Origin of the sequence: Sphingomonas crocodyli (genome assembly GCF_004005865.1) — a bacterium.
In the GTDB taxonomy this organism is placed as follows: Bacteria; Pseudomonadota; Alphaproteobacteria; order Sphingomonadales; family Sphingomonadaceae; genus Rhizorhabdus; species Rhizorhabdus crocodyli.
This window is the reverse complement of record NZ_SACN01000002.1, coordinates 222151-239952: the sequence shown is the minus strand read 5'-3', so window position 1 is coordinate 239952 and position 17802 is coordinate 222151. Positions and strand designations below refer to the sequence as shown.

The window sequence follows — 17802 nt, the reverse complement described above, 5'->3', positions numbered from 1 at the left end:
TGCCCGCACTCCCTTCCCGTCAGAAGTCATATGAGACACGCACACCGAAGGTCCGCAGACGCGGGAGCACCGCGAAGGCCGTCGGTTGCGACACCGATGTCGTCCCCACGCGATAATTGGTCGCCGAACCGCGCACGGCCGACACCCACGTCTTGTTGTTCGTCAGATTTTCCGAATAGATTTCGAAGCGCGTGCCGCCGCGTTCGATGCCAAGGCGCATGTTCAGCATCAGCCGGTCGTTCAACCAGCTCTGGTTGATCTCGTCGACATAGATGCGGCCGGTATAATTGGCCTCGCCGCGCGCATACCATTCCCAGTCGCCGCCGGCGAAGCTGGAGGCGATGCCGTCGCGATAGGTGGTGGAGAAGCTCGCCTGCTTGCTCGGAAAGCCCACCGGCGTCTTGCCGCTGGCGTCGGTCTGCCCGGTGGGCGCCAGCGTCAGCGGCGTGAACAGCCGATCGTAGCGCGCATGGGTATATTGGGCGTTGAGCGACGCATCCCAATGTTCGGCAATGCGCAGATCGAACTCGGCCTCGAGACCCCAGATCTTCGCCTGCGACGGGATCACCGCAGCGGCGAAGGCGCCGGTGATCGTCGGGCCGCAGCGATTGCTGGGGCACGGCGTGTTCACCGTGTTCTTCAGGTTCTTCCAGTCCATGTAATAGCCGGTGAGCGCATAGCGGAAGCCCGGTAGCACCTGCTTCACGCCGACTTCGAAGCTGTCGACCGTTTCGACCGGCACGTCATAGGTATAGCCGGGGATCGCCGAGATCGTCGCCTGCAGCGCGGGCGAATAGAGCGTGAAGTTGGAATTGGTCGTGCCGCGCAGCGCGCCCCGCGCCCACGAGCCATAGAGCGTCAGATCGGCATTCGGCTTCAGCGTGACGATCGCGCGCGGCAGGAAGTTCTTGTAGCTGGACGTGTCCGCCGTCGGCAGGCCCAGCGACGTCGTCGCGCGATCGACCTGATAGCGCCCCTCGACATCGAGCGCGGCCCATTCGAGCACGTCATAATGCAGGCCGAAGAAGCCCGAATAATATTCGACGTCGCCCTGGCTCGTATAGACCGAGGGCTCAGTATAGCTGACCCGGTTGGTCGCATCGAGGACCGAGATCAGCGCCCCCGTCCCGCTCGGCCCGCCCAGCGACTTCTGCTTGAAATAATTGGCGCCGACCAGCCAGGTGAAGCGGCCGTGCGGCGACGAATTGAGCCGGAAATCGGCGCTCCTGTCGGTCAGGATATTGGTCGACACGACATATTGGTTGCCATTGTCGTCGGTGCTGACCTGCGCGGTCGTCGACTTCATGTCGCTTTTCGACAGGGTCAGATGCACCGACATGTCGTTCGCGAACTCGTAATCGGTTTCGAACGAGGTCCGATAAAAGCGACCCGCAAGGCCGGCATCGTCGAGATGCGGCGTATCCTCGATAAAGGGCAGGCCGTTGACGACCAGCGGGTTCGCTTTGTTGTTGTTCAGGATATCGAGGATGATGTTCGGGCTGTTTGACTTGGCGAAGGCCGGCGGGATCAGCGAAGTGGCGGCGCTATAGGCCGCCGGAACCAGCTTCGAATAATTGGGCAGCGCGCCGCAGAAGAAGGGCGCGGTTCCGCGGATGCAGCGCCCCGGCGCGTTGAGCAGTTCGGGCCGGCTGGGATTGAGATTTGCGGTGCCGTTGCGCGAGTCATCGAGCCAGACCTCGCTATGCCGCAGGCGCAGGCGCAGGCCCTCCACCGGCTTCCACACAAGCTGGGCGTTGATCACGTTGGTGCTTTCGCGCCCCAGTTCGCCGCCGTCGGTCGCGGTGAAATGCGCGCCCTTTTCGTTAGAGGCGCCGCTGATGCGGAAGCTCAGCCCTTCGAACAGCGGACCTTCGATGCTGCCCGACAGATTGTGCGTGCCGCGCGTTTCGATCCCCGCCTCGGCACGGGCGCGCAAGGTGTCGGATGGTTCGCGCGTGATGAAGTTGATCGCGCCGGAGAAAGTGCCGCGCCCGAACAGCGCGCTTTGCGGCCCCTTGATCACCTCGACGCGCTGGATATCGTCGAAGGTGAGCGACTGCGCGCCGCCGAACAGGTAGATGCCGTCGACGAAGATGCCGCCAAGTTGCTCGAGAGGATCGTTGCGCGGGATCGTCATGCCGCGGAAGCGCAAGGCGGGCGTCAGGCGCGAGGAGCTGAACGTGACCTGCGGCGTGTAGAAGAAGCCGGGCGCGACCTGGGCCAGATTGGTAATGTCGCGCAGATTGGCGTTCGAAATGTCCTTGGCGCTGAACGACGTGATCGACAGCGGCGCGTCGTAGAGGCTTTCCTCACGCGATCGCGCGGTGACGAGGATGTCGCCGAACCCGCTTTGATCGGCCTGTTCGGCCGGAGCGTCGGCATCCTGCGCGAAGGCGGGCGCGGCCAGGCACTGCGCCACCAGAAGCGCGGCGAGACTGGACCTGTTCAATCGACGAAAGCGAGACCCCAATCGAGACATTCGAACCCCCTGGTCTGCGTCGACCTCCCCCTCGATCGGACGCACGATCCCGCCCCGACGGCACAGGCCTCCGGGTGCGCCGGGCGATGCCGCCCGGCCGTCATGCATTCGGTCGTTGCCGGTTGGTCGATCAGGCCGCGATCATTTGATCGTCAGGAAAAATCGCTTCCGGTCTGGGGTCAGCGTAACAAATATTTCGCGAAAGTGCGGGCTAATTGAACGGTTGAGAGGGCTAGCAGCTATGCTGCGCGGCTATGGGCTGGCGCAGGTGCCACCGCTTCGAACCAGTCGGCGATCTGGCCCGACGTCATGAAGATCGTATCCTCCCGCGCGAGCATCGTGTCGACCATCTCCATCAGCGCGACGAAGCGATGCGGCACGCCCATCAGGTGCGGGTGCAGGCCCAGGGTCACGATACGCGGCTGATCGCGCGCCTCCTCCTCGAACAAGGCCAAAGTGGCACGCAATCGCGTCAGCAATTCCTCCGACGGGCGATGCTGAACGGCGTGGGCGACGCTGTCGTTGATCTCCAGCGAATAAGGCATGGCGATCATGGGGCCCGATTTGGTCCGCATCCAGGTCGGCAGATCGTCGAGGATCCAGTCGCTGCAGAAACGCACGCCGTTCGCGGCCAGCAGATCGGGCGTGTCGAACGTCTGGCGCAGGCCCGGCCCGAGCCAGCCGTCGACCTTCTGCCCACTGAAATCGCGCAGCAGGCGCAGCGCCTCGGCGATCAGCGCGCCTTCCGAATCCTCGGTCTGGATCGATTTCTGATGGAGGCCGTGGCCGACAAACTCCCAGCCCGCGTCGAGCACGGCTTCGGCCACGCGCGGATAGGTTTCGACCACACCCGCATTCATCGTGCAGCTGACCGGAATGCCGCGCGCCACGAACGCCTGAAGCATGCGCGGCAGGCCGCAGCGCATTCCATATTCGGCCCAGGAGAAATTGGGCACGTCGGGCAGCGATTCGACGCCGTGCGGCGCCGGCAGCAGCTTGCGCGGCATCGGATTGTCGAAACGCCAATTTTCGATATTCACCACGGTCTGCACGATGATCGGCTTGCCGTTCGGCGCCGGATAGCGCGGCCGATCGCTTGCGAATTCGAAGGGGATGCGCGGGTTGCTGGTCATGCGATCGCCGCGGTCATGCCGCCATCGGCCGTAACCGACGTCCCCGTAATCGTGCCCGAAACCTCCGACGCGAGAAAGGCGATAATCCGCGCTATCTCGTCCGGCTCGCTGATCCGGCCGAGCGGAACGCCCGCCATCTGTTCGGCCTCGACATCGCCCGCCGCCTTGCCGCTGGCCGTCGCCAGCCGATCGATCAGCGTGTCCCAGCGCCCGGTGCGCGTCGGGCCGGGATTGACCGCGTTCACGCGCACGCCGGCCGGCGCCAATTCCTCGGCCAGGCCGCGGATTACCGCCAGGCAGGCGGCGTTGGCGGCAGCCCCCGGCAACATGCGCTTGTTCGGTTGCTTGCCAGCATTGCCGACCACCGCGACCATGCGGCCCGCGCCCTGATCGCGCATCACCGGCGCCGCCGCCCGAAGCGCGCGGACAAGCCCGAAGAATTTGAGGCCGAGCGCCGTTTCCCAAACATCATCGCCAAGCTCCCAGAACAGGCCGCCCTGCGCGGCGCCGGCGCTGACCACCAGCATGTCGATCCGGCCGAAGCATTCGACCGCCGCCTTCACCGCCGCATCGGCATCGCCAGGCGCGGTCAGATCGGCGGCGAGCAGCAGCGTGTCCGGCCCGCCGGGCGCATCGGCGCCGAAGCTGTCGATCGAGCGCGCGGCAAGCGCCAGCTTCGCCCCTTCGGCCGCGAGCAGCCGGGCGGTCGCGAGCCCGATCCCCTTGCTCGCCCCAAAGATCAGCGCGGTCTGCCCGGCAAGTTTCAGGTCCATATCAGGCGTCCATCCAGCACAGATCGTCGAACAAAACCCCCACGTCGGGCAGCGTTTCGAGCGCCCAGACATGGCCGAACAGCCGGTCCAGCCGATCCTCGTCCAGAAGGCCAGCCGCGCAATCGCGCGCCTTTTCCTCCAGCTCGGCATCGGTCAGCGGATAATCCGGTCCGCCACGATAGCGTTCATCGGCCCATTCGACGATCTCGCGACCATCAGTCGTGCGAACCTCGATCCGCGAGCGGATCTTGTCCCAGCCCATATCCTCGATCCCCTGATCGAAGCGGGTTTCGATGCGGCCCTGCATATCCTGACATTCGTCCGAAGCGACGAAGGCATCGGTGAACTCGGCCTTGCCCGCCTTGCCGCGCAGGATGATCGCCGACAGCAGAAACTGGAAGCTGAACTTGCCTTCCAGCTCGGTCATCGCGCGCTGGAAACGGATCGGACCGAGCACGTTCGAACCCGCCAGCAATGTGACGTGCGCGATGTCCACCGGGGCTAGGCCGTTCTTCGCCATCAGCGCGCGCATCGCATCCATGCTGGGATGAGTGAGCACGCCGGACGGATAGGGTTTGATGCTGACGCCGGGGCTGGCCATCGTGTGCGGCGCGCCGAAGCGATCGCGCACGAGAGCGGGCTCGCCGCCCGGCCCCGCGATCGCCAGATACCCCCAGCGCCCGTCGAGCGCCTCTTCATTCGCGCTGAAGCCTTCGCGCGCCAGCAGCGCGGCATTGATGCCGTTCTGCGCGGCGCGACCGACGTGGAGCGGCTTGGTCATCGTGCCGAAGTTCGCGCGCACGCCCGATGCCGAGGATGCGGCGATGCCGAGCGCCTGCGCGGTGGTCTTTTCATCGAGGCCGAGCATGTTCGCCGCCGCTGCCGTCGCCGCGAAGGTGCCGATCGTGCCCGACGTGTGGAAGCCGCGCATATAATGATCGGGCGTGATCGCTTCGGCAATCTTGCAGCCGACTTCGAAACCCGCGCAGAAGGCGGTGAGCATCCGCTTGCCGTCGACCGGCACGCCGGTTTCGACCAGCACCAGTTCGGCGGCCGCCAGCGACGCGGCGAGCGGCGGCATCGTGGGATGCATCAGCAGGCCGTAAGGGCGGCCCGGCCCTTCGGCGAGCTGGGTATCGTCCCAGTCCATCGCATGGCCGGCGGTGCCGAACCACAAGGCGGCCAGATGCGCGGGCAGCGCACCACGCGGGCTGCCCAGCAACCGCGCCTCGGCAACGCCGCCCTGCCGTTCGATGAAGCGGCGCAGCGGCGCCATGCCATGCTGTTCGCTGCCCGCCAGCGCCACGCCCAGCCCATCGAGCACGCAGCGCCGCGCAAGCCGCAGGGTTTCGGCATCGATATCGTCGAAACGCAAGCCGACGGTGAAGCGCGCCGCGGCGGCGGTCAGCCCGGACAAAGCGGCGTAGGGATCGGCAGAAGTCATCATCATCCTTTGCTGTGGGGGGCACGTGCCCAGATCGCCTCGACCTGCGACGCGGGCAGCGTCACGCCGAAGCGATGATCGACATTGGCAAGGGTGGCCTCATGGAGCGGCTGGCTCCACGATCCGACCGCCTCGGGCGGCACGCAGATATAATAATCGAGTTCGAACCCGGCCCGCAGCGTGCTTTCGATGCAGGCATTGGTCGAAACCCCGCCGATCACGAGGCTGCGTATGCCGCGCGCCCGCAGCAGCAGATCGAGGTCGGTGCCGGTGAAGGCGCTGTAGCGATGCTTGCGGACGACCCCTTCGCCGGGGATCGGCGCGAGTTCATCGATGAAATCGGCGCCTTCGGTATCGGCGATGCACAGATTGTCGGCCGATGCGGTCGAACGCCGCCGCTGCGCCAGCCAGGGGCCGGAATCGCTCGCATGATCGGGCAAGGTCCAGAAACCGACATGCGCGACGAACACGCCCGCCTGGCGCGCGGCGGCGAGCAGGCCGGCCAGCACCGGCGCCACCCGCTGCGCGGCGGAAAGATCGCGCCCCGCCTTTGCCGCGCCGAAGCCGGGCAGGCAGAAATCCTTCTGCATGTCGACGATCACCAGCGCGCAATGGCGCGCATCGAAGCGATCGGCCATGTCGAGCAGCATCGCCGGTTCGGTCATGCCGACACCCCCATGCGCGGGATGAAGCCAGTGCCGTCGCCGATGATCGTCGCCTTTTCCTGCGTGAACATCTGCAGCGAGCCGCGCCCGCTTTCGCGCCCGACACCGGAATCGCCGAAGCCACCGAAGCCCGCGCGCAGATCGCGCAGCAGCGGCGTGTTAACCCAGGTCGTCCCCGCCCGGATCGCGCGCATGCCGCGCATCGCGGTGCCGAGATTGCCGGTCCACAGATAGGATGCGAGTCCGAAGGGGCTGTCATTGGCGATCGCGAAGGCTTCGTCTTCGGTGTCGAACAGGGTCACGGTCACGAAGGGACCGAAGATTTCGTCCTGACAGACGGGCAGCCTGTTGCTGGGCGCGAGGACGGCGATGGGATCGAGATAGAAGCCCTTCGCCTGCCCGGCATCGCCGCCGCCGGTCAGCACCTTGCATCCGCTATGCTGGGCCTGATCGAGATAAGCGAGGATCCGCGCCTTGTGCGCGGCGCTAATCACCGGGCCCATCTCGGTCGCGGGGTTCATCGGATCGCCGACCCGGATCGCCTTCGTGCGATCGATGAAGGCGGCGAGGAACCGATCGGCGATCGACCGCTGGATCAGGATGCGCGAACCGGCAAGGCACGCCTCACCATTATTGGCGAAGGCAGCGAACAATGTGCCGTCGAGCGCGCGTTCGAAATCGGCGTCGGCAAAGACGATGTTCGCCGATTTTCCGCCAAGCTCGGTCGCGACCGGGCGCAGCCTCTGTGCGGCGGCCGCCATCACCGTGCGGCCCGTCGCCGTTCCGCCGGTGAACGAAATCACGTCGATCCCGGCATGTTCGATCAACGCCTTGCCTGTCACCGGTCCGGTTCCATTGACCATGTTGACGACGCCAGGCGGGATATCCGACGCGGTGATCAGCTCCATCAGCCGCTGGAGCGAGAGCGGGGTCTGCTCCGAAGGTTTGAGAACACACGTGTTGCCGAAGGCGAGCGCGCCCGCGATCTTCATCGACGACAGCAGCAGCGGCGCATTCCACGGGCTGATCAGCCCCACGACGCCCACCGGCTCGCGCGCAACCAGCGTCGTATAGCCGCGTTCCTGCCGATACATTTCCTCGGGATGCTGGCCCGCAAATTCGGCGAAGAAGCGGTATATTCCGGCCGCGCGATCGGCCATCATCCGGGTCTGGCGGATCGGCAGACCCATCGTGCGGGTTTCGAGTTCGGCGAGAATGTCGAGATTGGCCTCGATCATGTCGGCAAGGCGGCGCAGCATCGTCTGACGCGCGGCGACCGAGACATTGCGCCAGTTCTGCCACGCATCGCGCGCCGAAGCGACGGCCAGGCCGACCTCGCCCGCATCCGCCTGATGCAGCATCGCCACCGGCTCGCCCGCAGCCGGCCCGATCACCGGCATCGGATCATCGCCGCGCGCGATGCTCAGCCCACCAATGAAGCTGGTCACATGTGGCAGTTGCATTGGCTACCCCCGTTCGCCCATGCCTATGCCACGCTCTTTCGAGCCCGCGCCTATATCGAAGCGATATAACGAAAGTAGCAAATCCGTCTTGGACGCGGGCCCGGCCGCGCTGGCAGCTTCGCCATCGATATTGGCGGGGAGCGGGGCGTTGGCAAAGCTGACCGCGCCGGTCCTGGTGACCGGCGCCAACGGAAAGACGGGGCGCGCGGTGCTGGCCGCGCTCGCGGCTGCGGGGGCGCAGGCGCGGGCCCTGATCCGCAATCCCGCGCAGGAGGGCGCGGTGATCGCGGCAGGCGCGCAGGAGGTGGCTGTCGGCGATCTGGGAAATGCCGACAGCCTCTCCAAATCGGCACAAGGTTGCGCTGCGATCATCCATATCGGCCCACCGCTCGATCGCAACGAACTGATCTACAGCCGCCACATGATCGCCGCCGCCCGATCGGCCGGGATCGATCGCTTCGTCTATTATTCGGTGATGCACACGCTGAGCCGCGGAATGCGGCACCACGCGCTCAAGCTGGAGGTTGAGCAGGAGCTCGTCGAAAGCGGGCTGGCCTTCACCATCCTCCAGCCGATCCGCTACATGCAGCATCTCGAGCCGATCTGGCGCCGCGTCGTCGACGAAGGCGTACATTCGATGCCGTTCGGTATCGACCGGCGCTTCAACATTGCCGACCTTCACGATCTGGCGGAAGCGACCGCGCGCGTCGTGATCGACCCGAGCTATGCCTATGGCATTTTCGAACTGGCCGGGCCGGCTGCGCTCAGCCAGCGCGATATGACGGTGATCCTGTCCGAGGAACTGGGCCGTCCGATCGAGGCGCAGCCAGTTTCGACCGAGGCGCTGCTCAGCGGCGCACTCAAGCACGGATCGGTCGATCGCGCGGTGCAGATGCTGGTGATGAGCGACTATTATGACCGCCACGGCTTTCAGGGGAGCCCGGCGGTGCTGCGGATGATCCTGGGCCGCGAACCGACCGGCTATCGCGATTATGTGCGGCGCCTGATCGCGGCGGAATGGGCATGATCGACCTGCACGGGCGCACCGCGATCATCACCGGCGGCGCGCGCGGCCTTGGCCGCGTGATGACGCTGGCGCTCGCCGAAGCCGGCGCGAACGTGATCATCACCGCGATGCGATCGCCAGACCAGATCGCCGAAACCGAAGCGCAGGCCGCGGACCTGCCCGGATCGTGCAAGGGTATATTGGCCGACATGTCGAACGCGTCCGATTGCCGGCGCGTCGCCGAGGCGGCGCTGCTCCTGACCGGGCGGATCGACATATTGGTCAACAATGCCGCGCGCGGGTCGCGCGAGCAGAGGGCCGAGGGCGGCGAGCGGCCGCGCTTCTGGGAGGCCGACGAGGACGCGATCGAACGCATGGTCGCGACCAACCTTGCCGGCCCCTATCTGATGGCGCGCGCGGTCGTGCCGACGATGATCGCGCAAGGATATGGCCGGATCATCAACATTTCGACATCGCGCACGACGATGCGGCTGATCGGCGGTGGCCCCTATGGCCCCACCAAGGCGGCGATCGAGGCGGCGACAAACATCTGGGCGCGCGAACTGGCGGGTACCGGCGTCACCGCCAACGCGCTGCTGCCCGGTGGCGCCAGCGATACGGATCTGATTCCCGGCGACGGCATCGGCACCCGCGCCGTCGCCTTCATTCCCGGCAAGGACGAACCCGGCCAGGAAGGATCGGTGCCCGGCGGACTGCTGCCGCCGTGGATCATGGGGCCACCGATCGTGTGGCTCGCCTCCGACGCGTCAGCCGATTTCAACGGGCGCCGCTTCGTCGCGCGCGATTGGGATGTTGATCTGCCGCCCGATCAGGCGGCGATGCGGGCGATGCAGCCTCCCTGCGATCGCCCGGTGATCATGTGAGGGTGAGGGTGAGGGTTAGGGCCGGCTGAGCGGCTGGATCACGCGATCGACCAGCGCCTTGCGCGCGGCCGCACGGATCGCGACGGCATCGTCATCGAGCGGAAGACGCTCGAGTTCGCCCGCCGCGAACACCTCCTTCGCCGCCAGCCCGCGTTCGAGCAGGTCGATCCGATCGCGCGCGACCGACAATTCCTGCGCCAGCGCCAGCACCGCCTGCCAAAGGCTCGCCTCGCCCGAGGGCATGTAGAGCGGTTCCTCGGTCATGCCGCCTTCTCCGGCTTGCGACCGCCATAGACGTACCAGACGTCCTTCGCTCCCTGCGCCACCGGGCCGGCAAAGCTGGTATTGACCGGGAAGCCCGCCTCTTCGAGATAGCCGGGCACGTCCGCCTCCGCCCACAGCCGCCAGCTGCGCTCATTATTGTGCTGGACCTGCCAGTCGTTGAGCACCTGATCGACCAGCCCGATCTGGCCGGGCTGGATCGGCACGTCGATATGCACCGCGATCCCGCCGGGCCGCAGAAGCCGCCAGCATTCGGCGATCATCGCGGGCAGCCCTTCCTCGGTCATCTCATGGCCCAGGATGTGCGACACGATTAGGTCGAAGCTCTCGTCCGGATAGGTCATCAGCGCGGCGTCCATCTGGCGGAAATGGATCGTGAGACCCTGCGCCTCCGCCGTGGCATGCGCCCAGCGCAGCAAAGGCGCGGCGCAATCGACGCCGTGAACCTCCGCCTCCGGATAGAGCCGGGCATAGGACATCGTGTTGCGCCCGGTGCCGCAGCCGACCTCCAGGATGCGCAGCGGACGGAAATCGGGCCAGCGTTCGGCGATCAGGCCGCGCACGAAATCGCCGCCCGATTTGCCGGCCAGCGCGTTGCGCCCCTTGCCCGCCGCATAGATCAGCCCGCCGCCATTATAGCGTGCGCCGGCTTCGATATCGTGATCATGCTTTTCGAAGCAGAAGCCGCCGGGCTGGCGATGCACCTCCACGTCGGCGATGTTCCACGGCACGTCGAGATCGGGATCGAGCGCGAGCGAGCCAAGCTTCTCGGGGCGCGCCGCGAGCGTATCGGCGGTCGCCTGCAGCGTCGGCACCTGCCGGTCGACGAAGCTCGCCACTGTATCCCACATCAACGTCTGCGACATGTACGTCAGGCTCGACCAGTTGCGGTACAGCGGCTCCTCCACCAGCGCATCGTGGACGGCATCGCGATCGGTGCGCGACAGATCGGACAGCTTATGCCCCAGCGCGGCTTCGAGCCCCGGCATGATGCGATCGTCGAAAGCCGTGCGGATATCCGCCGCCATGCCCAGATTGACTGCATTCTTGAGCGCGATGACGAACTGCGCGCGCGCCTCGTCATCGCGCGTGAGACGGATGTTCATGTCGGTGACGCCGTTCATTGCGGGGCCGTCCAGCGCACGTCGCCGGCGGCTTCGAGCCGGGCGAAACGATCGCCGCGATCGAACATGGCGACGGTCGCGGGCCGATCTGCGCGCAGCGCCTCGGTCGCCGCCGCATCGACTATGAAGTCGGTGCTCAGCGCCACGCCATAGACGTCGCGCGCCGCCTCTGCCGAGACGAGGCCGAGCGCGACATCGGCGGCGACCTTTTCGACGGGACGATCGAACGGATGGCCCCAGCCGCCGCCGCCGCAGGTCTTCGCCTCGATCAGCTCACCGGCCTTCACCGGGCGCGCGTCGATCTTGCAGGTGATCGGATGTTCATTGTCGGCACCCGGGTTGAGGCAATAGCTGGTGCCCGCCCCGGCCTTGCCGCCGTGCACGCCCCAGGGCTGGGTCTGCAGGCGATCGTCGACGACGTGGATCGCGCCGTCGCGCAGGAAGCGCACGCGGCGATAGACGCCCAGGCCGCCGCGATATTCGCCGGCGCCGCCCGAATCCGTGCGCAGCCCTTCTTCCTCGACGATCAGCGGGTAGAAGGCCTCCATGAACTCGACCGGGCGGCTGCGCCCGCGGACATTGCCGTTAAGCGCGTCCGACCCATCCGATCCGCGCCGCCCGCCGCCACCGCCGCCGATGCCGTCGCGGAAGAAGATGCGTTCGCCATGATCGCCCAACGTCGCGATGCCCCAGGTCGATCGCGTGTCCGACGAACCCGGCGTCTCACCGCCCAGCGCGCGGGAGAGCGCGCCGAGGCACAGTTCGGGCAGGCGGAACAAGGTATAGGCGCGGCACGAGGCCGAAGCCGGATAGCGCGCCGAGATGATCGATCCTTCGGGCAGCTTGCACGAAATCGCGCGCACCGCCCCGCCGTTGAACACCGTATCGGGCACCAGCGTGCGGAAGATCGATACGATATATTTGACGTAGAAGCGTTCGTCCCCGGCGATGTTCAGCGCCGCCTTGGACTGCGCGCCCGTCCCTTCGAAATCGAACTCGACGCTGTCGCCGCGCTTGCGGAGCGTGACCTTGAGTGGGATGAAGCGGCGCGGTTCGGCGGGCACGGCCCCGGCGATCTCAACGACATCCTCGAACGGATAATCGCCGTCGGGGATTTGCGGGAAGGCGACTTCGCGCAGCGCGCGCGCGCAGCTTTCCAAAATCTCCTCGAACCCGGCATCGATCATGGCGGGGCCATAGGTGTCGAACAGATCCTTCACCCGCTGCACGCCCAGCCGCGTCGTCATGATGAAGGCGTCCAGATCGCCCTGCACGTCGCCGGGATAGCGGCTGTTGTTCACGATCGTCTTGTAGAGCGGGGTCACGATCTTGCCCGCTTCCATGATCTTCACCGGCGGGATGATGATCCCTTCCTGATGAATGTCGGTCGCGCTGATCGTCACGCTGCCCGGCGCGAGGCCGCCGATGTCGGTGACGTGGCCGAATGCCTGGACATAGGCGACCAGTTCGCCCCGCCAGATCACCGGCTGGGTCACGCACAGATCGGGCAGGTGGGTCAGGCCGCCGCCCGACTTGAACGGATCGTTCCAGATGAAGACGTCGCCGTCCTGGATCTCGTCGATCGAATAATTGGCGAGGATCGGATCGACATGCGCGGCGCCCGATGCCGACGATACGTTACGGCCGTGCCGATCGAACACGCCGGCGCGATAGTCGCGGCCTTCGCGGATCACCACCGATCGGGCGGTGCGTTCGATCTGCGCCTCCATTTCGCGGCGGGTGGATTCGATGGTGCCCGCAATGATTTCGAGCGTGATCGGATCGATGGTCCGTCCGGACGCGATGCGGCTGCCCTGGATGTTCATGGTCGGATCTTTCAGTTGGCGGCCGGGGCCACGAAATCGTTGGTCATCATCTGATCGACCGGCAGCGTCTTGGTCAGGACGCCGTGCGTGACGAACAGCTTCTGGCTTTCCTCCCAATCGGTGGCCGACTGGAAACCATAGGGTTTGCCCGGCACCGCCGGCCCCACGAAGCGCAGCGCATTGGCGAAGTCCTTCGCATTGCCCGCGCGCCGCTTCGGCTCCGCATTGGTCGGCGAATGGCGCGCGAGGGCGTCGAGCGCCTCGTCCGGATGGGTGCGCGAATAATCCCACGCCTTCAGCGTCGCGCCGACGAAGCGCCGGACCAGATCGGGATCGCTCTGCATCAGCGGCTTGGCCGCCATGATGTTGTAGCCGACGACCTTCACGCCATAATCGGAGAAGATGAAGGCGCGCGCGCCGCCGCCGGCATCGAACAAAGAATGCGACCAGGCGGGCGCGATCATCGCGTCGACATCGCCCTTCAGGAACACGCGGATCTTGGCGGTCGGATCGGCCGACACCAGCTTCACGTCGCCCGGCTTCAGCCCGACATTGCCGAGCAGCAGCGGCACCAGCGAGTCATTGGCGCCGCCCGGTGTGATCGCGATCGACTTGCCCTTGAGATCCTGCAGCTTCTGAATCGGGCTGGCCGTGCGGACGTAAACCGCCTGCCCCATCACCGGCATGATGTTGGCGACGCTCATCAACGGCATGCCCGCGCCAGCGCCGCGCATGATCGCATCGACCGAGCCGAAGCCGAACTGGTCCTGCCCGCTGCCGACAAGCTGCGCGGCCTGTACCGATCCCCGCCCTTCGTTGACGGTCAGTTCGATCCCGGCGTCCTTATAGAAGCCCTTGTCGATGCCCAGGAAGAAGGGCGCGTGATAGGATGACAGCAGCCATTCGACGCGCACCGAGACCGGGGTGAGCCCGTCCTTGGTCTGCACGGGCTTCGATCCCCCGCAGGCGGCGAGGCCCAGCGCCAGCGCCATCACGAAAATCCTACGTCCGATCATGCCATCACCATGTCGCGCGAGCGTTGCGAAATATGCCAACTGAGGGTCGCCCGCTCGATCGCCTCGATCGCGAGGAACAGGACGACACCGGCGAGGCTGAGCAGCACGACGCCCGCGAACAGCAGGTCGGTCTGCATATTGCCGTTGGCGACGAGCAGGATGCGCCCGACGCCTTCGTCCGATCCGATGAACTCACCCACGATCGCGCCGATCATCGCCGACGTGATCGACAGTTTCAGGCCGGTGAAGATGCTGGGCATGGCATGCGGCAGCCGGATCTTGAAGAAGGTCTGGAGCCCACTGGCGCCCATCGATCGGGCGAGATGCAGCTTCGAAACCTCGATCCCGCGCAGGCCCATCGCCGTGTTGATCACCATCGGGAAGAAGGCGATCAGGAACGCCATCAGCACCTTAGGCAACATGCCGAAGCCGAACCAGATCGCGAACAAAGGCGCGATCGCGACCTTGGGCACGATCTGCAGCGCGACCAGCAGCGGATAGACCGAACGATCGAGCAGGTCCGAAGAGACGATCGCCAGCGCGATCAGCCCGCCGACGAGCACGCTGAGCCCGAAACCCAGCAGCACTTCGCCCAGCGTATAAGCGAGCGCGGGCATCAGCGTTCCCGCGTTGTCGGCGATCGCCTTCGCCACGGCGAGCGGCGACGGCAGGATGAAGGGGGCGATGTCGAACACCCAGACGCTGCCGCCCCACAAAAGCAGGATCAGGCCGAGCGTGGCGAGCGGATAGAGCGAGCGGCTCATGCCTGTCCTCCCGATGCCAGCCGCAGCGAAGGCGCATCGGTCGCGCGGCGCAGCACGCCCCAATCTTCGAACATGCGGCGGATCTGGTTCACATAGGCGCCGAAGGCCGGGGTCTCGCGCACCGAAATCGGCCGGCGGCGGGGCAGATCGATATGGATATCCGCCGCCACCGTCGCGGGCCGTGGCGACATCACCAGCACGCGATCGGACAGGAACACCGCTTCCGAAATGCTGTGCGTCACGAAGATCACCGTCTTGCCGCTTTCCAGCCAGATATCCTGAAGATCGACGTTGAGCTGATCGCGGGTCAGCGCGTCGAGCGCGCCGAACGGCTCGTCCATCAGCAGCAAGGGCGGATCGTGAATCAGCGCGCGGCAGATCGAGACGCGCTGCTTCATGCCGCCCGAAAGCTGGTGCGGGAGCTTATCCTCGAACCCGTCGAGGCCGACCATCGCGAGCAGGCTGCGCGCGCGATCCGAATAGGCCGCGCGATCGAGCTTCCGTATCTCGATCTGGAGCATGATGTTGCGCATCACGCTGCGCCAGTCGAGCAAGTTGGTATCCTGAAAGACGATACCCACGTCGGTCTGCGGCGCGGTGACAGGCTTGCCGTCGATCGCGATGCGCCCGCTGGATGGCGCGGCGAGGCCCGCGACCATTTGCATCAGCGTCGATTTGCCGCAGCCGCTGGGGCCGAGGATCGAGATAAACTGTCCCCGTTCGATGCTGGTCGACACGCGATCGACCGCCAGCAGATCCCCCGCGCCGCGATAACGCTTGGTGACGTCCTCGATCGCTATGAACTGATCGGCCACGTTACGATTCCGCTCCCGCCGTCACGCCTTTGGCAAGTTGGCCACAGCGGGTCGTGATCAGCAAGTTGCCGTTCGCATCGGGGCTGACCTTCTGGCCCGGCAGGATGACGATCGTCGTGTCATATTGCTCGACGATCGCCGGTCCTTCGAAGGACGCGCCGACCGCCAGTTGGCGACGATCATACACCGCGGTTTCGACGAAGCCGGTCTCGTTGAAGAAGACGCTGCGCGTGCCCGTCCGCGCGGCTTCGGCGCTCGGCTCCCCCGCCTTGCCCTCAAAGGCCGGCGGCTGGCGCATATGGCCGACGCCCGTCACGCGCAGATTGACGATCTCGACCGGCTGCACGCCGCGATAGGCATAGCCATAAGCGTCTTCGTGCGCGGCATGGAGATTGTCGCACATCGCCGCGACCAGATCGGCATCGATCGCCCCCGCCGGCACATCGACCAGCAATTCGGTACGCATGCCGCGATAGCGCAGGTCGGCGCTGCGCACGATCGAACGGCCGGTGGCCGGGAAACCCTGCCGATCGAGCAGCGCCGCCGCTTCGGTCTCCAGCGCGGTGAAGTTCGCGGACAACCGCGCGATATCGACCGCGTCCTCGGCATGGATATCGGTCATTACGAAATCTTCGCGGACGTCGCTGACCAACGCGCCAAGCGAACAGCCGATGCCCGGCGCCGGCGGGATCAGCACCTGCGGCACCTGCAGGATTTCGCCCAGGCTTGCGGCGTGGAGCGGCCCTGCACCGCCGCCGGCGATCAGGGTGAAGTTGCGCGGATCGCGCCCGCGCTTGACCGAAATCTGCCGCACCGCATCGGCCATGTTGAGTTCGCCGATCTCGATGATACCGCGCGCCATTTCGAGCGCGTCGAGGCCCAGCGGCTTACCCAGCGTTTCGAGCGCGGCTTCGGATGCCGCGCGATCGAGCCGGACGGCGCCGCCCGCCAGTTCCTGCGGAAGTCGGCCGAGCAGCACGTTCGCGTCGGTCACGGTCGGCTCGGTGCCGCCGCGGCCATAGCAGGCCGGCCCCGGATCGGCGCCGGCGCTGCGCGGACCGACCTGGAAACGGTTGCCCGGAACGATCGACGCGATCGATCCGCCGCCCGCGCCCACCGACACCACGTCGACCGCAGGCGTGCGGATCGGATAGACATCCAGCTCGACCTCGCTGACGAGCGCCGGATAGCCCTTTTCGATCAGCGCCACATCGGTCGACGTGCCGCCCATGTCGAAGGTCATCAGATCGGGCATATCCGATCCACGCCCGATCCACGCCGACCCCATTACCGCCGCGGCGGTGCCCGACAAGGCGGTGTGGACCGGCTGTCGCGCAGCGAGTTCGGCCAGCGTGGCGCCGCCCGCCGACTTCATGATGTAGAGCGGCGCATCGATGCCCAGCGCCTTCAGATGGCCTTCGACATTGGCGATGTAGCGGCCCAGGATCGGCATCAGCAGCGCGTTGGTCGCGGTCGTGATCGCGCGCTCATATTCGCGATATTCGGGCAGGGTCTCGCACGACGTCGCAATCTGGCAGTCGGGATGCTCCTCGGCGAAGATCGCCTTGGCGCGCATTTCGTGCACGCCGCTGGCATAGGCATTGATGAAGCAGATCGCGACCGAGTTGATCCCCTGATCGCGATACCAGCGCGCCTGTTCGCGGCATTCGGCTTCGTCGAATCCGGCCAGCACCGCGCCGGTGCGATCGAGGCGTTCGGTTACTTCGCGGACATTGCCCAGCGGCACGATGCGCGCGGGCTTGGTCCAGACGTAGATCGATCCGCGCTCACCAGGGATCGTCTGCCGCCCCATCTCGAGCACATGCCGGAAGCCGCGCGTCACGAGCAGGCCGATCGGCGGGAATTTGTGCTGCAGGATCGCATTCACCGCCACGGTGGTGCCGTGCAGGACCGCCTCGATCCGCGACGGATCGCCACCCAGCCGATCGATCAGCGCAGCCAGCGCGTTGCGAACGGCCAGATCGGGGCTGGCCGGCGTCGATGGAACCTTGATGATCTCCTCACGACCATCTTCATCGACCGCGAACAGATCGGTGAACGTGCCGCCGGAATCGATTCCTACGCGAAATCCCATGTTGATCAGTCTTCCGTATTTTTCTGACGTAAG

15 protein-coding genes are annotated in these 17802 nt (G+C 66.1%); 2 read left to right on the top strand and 13 right to left on the bottom strand.

Annotated elements, in window-relative coordinates:
• Window positions 1–19: 19 nt before the first annotated feature.
• The 6 genes from EOD43_RS15735 to EOD43_RS15710 all read right to left on the bottom strand — a co-directional run bounded on the left by EOD43_RS15735 (window position 20) and on the right by EOD43_RS15710 (window position 7957).
• Window positions 20–2449, bottom strand: a complete 2430-nt coding sequence (locus EOD43_RS15735) for a TonB-dependent receptor (protein ID WP_164857269.1) — start codon at window positions 2447–2449, stop codon at window positions 20–22.
• Between the two features lie 269 nt (window positions 2450–2718).
• Window positions 2719–3612 carry a polysaccharide deacetylase family protein gene (locus EOD43_RS15730; protein ID WP_127744990.1) on the bottom strand — a complete coding sequence of 298 codons (894 nt, stop codon included), beginning with the start codon at window positions 3610–3612 and terminating at the stop codon, window positions 2719–2721.
• Complete coding sequence (locus EOD43_RS15725) at window positions 3609–4385, bottom strand: SDR family oxidoreductase (protein ID WP_164857268.1); 777 nt, start codon at window positions 4383–4385, stop codon at window positions 3609–3611. Before EOD43_RS15725 ends, EOD43_RS15730 begins: the two co-directional genes overlap by 4 nt.
• Window position 4386: 1 nt before the next feature.
• Complete coding sequence (locus EOD43_RS15720; RefSeq protein WP_127744988.1) at window positions 4387–5835, bottom strand: MmgE/PrpD family protein; 1449 nt, start codon at window positions 5833–5835, stop codon at window positions 4387–4389.
• Window positions 5832–6494, bottom strand: coding sequence for a cysteine hydrolase family protein (locus tag EOD43_RS15715; RefSeq protein ID WP_127744987.1), 663 nt, complete (start codon window positions 6492–6494; stop codon window positions 5832–5834). The genes EOD43_RS15720 and EOD43_RS15715 overlap by 4 nt, the downstream gene beginning before the upstream one ends.
• Window positions 6491–7957, bottom strand: a complete 1467-nt coding sequence (locus EOD43_RS15710) for an aldehyde dehydrogenase (RefSeq protein ID WP_127744986.1) — start codon at window positions 7955–7957, stop codon at window positions 6491–6493. Before EOD43_RS15710 ends, EOD43_RS15715 begins: the two co-directional genes overlap by 4 nt.
• A gap of 148 nt (window positions 7958–8105) precedes the next feature.
• On the opposite strand from EOD43_RS15710, the gene EOD43_RS15705 reads away from it, so the two are divergent.
• On the top strand, window positions 8106–8984 hold the full coding sequence (locus EOD43_RS15705) for an SDR family oxidoreductase (RefSeq protein WP_164857267.1): 879 nt from the start codon (window positions 8106–8108) through the stop codon (window positions 8982–8984).
• Entirely contained in the window at window positions 8981–9847 is an 867-nt protein-coding gene (locus tag EOD43_RS15700) for an SDR family NAD(P)-dependent oxidoreductase (protein ID WP_240653262.1), read from the top strand. The genes EOD43_RS15705 and EOD43_RS15700 overlap by 4 nt, the downstream gene beginning before the upstream one ends.
• A 15-nt stretch (window positions 9848–9862) precedes the next feature.
• Here the strand turns inward: EOD43_RS15700 and EOD43_RS15695 are convergent, their stop codons facing one another.
• From EOD43_RS15695 to EOD43_RS15665, 7 genes are read right to left on the bottom strand one after another with little or no spacing between them, the layout of a single operon-like run.
• Entirely contained in the window at window positions 9863–10111 is a 249-nt protein-coding gene (locus tag EOD43_RS15695; RefSeq protein ID WP_127744983.1) for a hypothetical protein, read from the bottom strand.
• Window positions 10108–11235, bottom strand: a complete 1128-nt coding sequence (locus EOD43_RS15690; protein ID WP_164857266.1) for a class I SAM-dependent methyltransferase — start codon at window positions 11233–11235, stop codon at window positions 10108–10110. Before EOD43_RS15690 ends, EOD43_RS15695 begins: the two co-directional genes overlap by 4 nt.
• A 14-nt stretch (window positions 11236–11249) precedes the next feature.
• Window positions 11250–13079: a hydantoinase B/oxoprolinase family protein gene (locus EOD43_RS15685; protein ID WP_127744981.1), complete on the bottom strand. Its 1830-nt coding sequence runs from the start codon at window positions 13077–13079 to the stop codon at window positions 11250–11252.
• Window positions 13080–13090: 11 nt separating this feature from the next.
• A complete protein-coding gene (locus tag EOD43_RS15680) occupies window positions 13091–14071 on the bottom strand; it encodes an ABC transporter substrate-binding protein (RefSeq protein WP_164857265.1) in 981 nt (326 codons plus the stop codon).
• Window positions 14072–14091: 20 nt separating this feature from the next.
• Window positions 14092–14859: an ABC transporter permease gene (locus EOD43_RS15675; protein ID WP_127744979.1), complete on the bottom strand. Its 768-nt coding sequence runs from the start codon at window positions 14857–14859 to the stop codon at window positions 14092–14094.
• A complete protein-coding gene (locus EOD43_RS15670) occupies window positions 14856–15674 on the bottom strand; it encodes an ABC transporter ATP-binding protein (protein ID WP_127744978.1) in 819 nt (272 codons plus the stop codon). The genes EOD43_RS15675 and EOD43_RS15670 overlap by 4 nt, the downstream gene beginning before the upstream one ends.
• 1 nt (window position 15675) lies before the next feature.
• On the bottom strand, window positions 15676–17769 hold the full coding sequence (locus EOD43_RS15665; protein ID WP_127744977.1) for a hydantoinase/oxoprolinase family protein: 2094 nt from the start codon (window positions 17767–17769) through the stop codon (window positions 15676–15678).
• Between the last annotated feature and the right edge of the window lie 33 nt (window positions 17770–17802).

What these genes read in the sequence shown, in the direction of transcription:
- EOD43_RS15730 (WP_127744990.1), bottom strand. Translation starts at nt 3,612, where the DNA reads ATGACCAGCAACCCGCGCATCCCCTTCGAATTCGCAAGCGATCGGCCG.
- EOD43_RS15725 (WP_164857268.1), bottom strand. Translation starts at nt 4,385, where the DNA reads ATGGACCTGAAACTTGCCGGGCAGACCGCGCTGATCTTTGGGGCGAGC.
- EOD43_RS15720 (WP_127744988.1), bottom strand. Translation starts at nt 5,835, where the DNA reads ATGATGATGACTTCTGCCGATCCCTACGCCGCTTTGTCCGGGCTGACC.
- EOD43_RS15715 (WP_127744987.1), bottom strand. Translation starts at nt 6,494, where the DNA reads ATGACCGAACCGGCGATGCTGCTCGACATGGCCGATCGCTTCGATGCG.
- EOD43_RS15710 (WP_127744986.1), bottom strand. Translation starts at nt 7,957, where the DNA reads ATGCAACTGCCACATGTGACCAGCTTCATTGGTGGGCTGAGCATCGCG.
- EOD43_RS15700 (WP_240653262.1), top strand. Translation starts at nt 8,981, where the DNA reads ATGATCGACCTGCACGGGCGCACCGCGATCATCACCGGCGGCGCGCGC.
- EOD43_RS15695 (WP_127744983.1), bottom strand. Translation starts at nt 10,111, where the DNA reads ATGACCGAGGAACCGCTCTACATGCCCTCGGGCGAGGCGAGCCTTTGG.
- EOD43_RS15690 (WP_164857266.1), bottom strand. Translation starts at nt 11,235, where the DNA reads ATGAACATCCGTCTCACGCGCGATGACGAGGCGCGCGCGCAGTTCGTC.
- EOD43_RS15685 (WP_127744981.1), bottom strand. Translation starts at nt 13,079, where the DNA reads ATGAACATCCAGGGCAGCCGCATCGCGTCCGGACGGACCATCGATCCG.
- EOD43_RS15680 (WP_164857265.1), bottom strand. Translation starts at nt 14,071, where the DNA reads ATGGCGCTGGCGCTGGGCCTCGCCGCCTGCGGGGGATCGAAGCCCGTG.
- EOD43_RS15675 (WP_127744979.1), bottom strand. Translation starts at nt 14,859, where the DNA reads ATGAGCCGCTCGCTCTATCCGCTCGCCACGCTCGGCCTGATCCTGCTT.
- EOD43_RS15665 (WP_127744977.1), bottom strand. Translation starts at nt 17,769, where the DNA reads ATGGGATTTCGCGTAGGAATCGATTCCGGCGGCACGTTCACCGATCTG.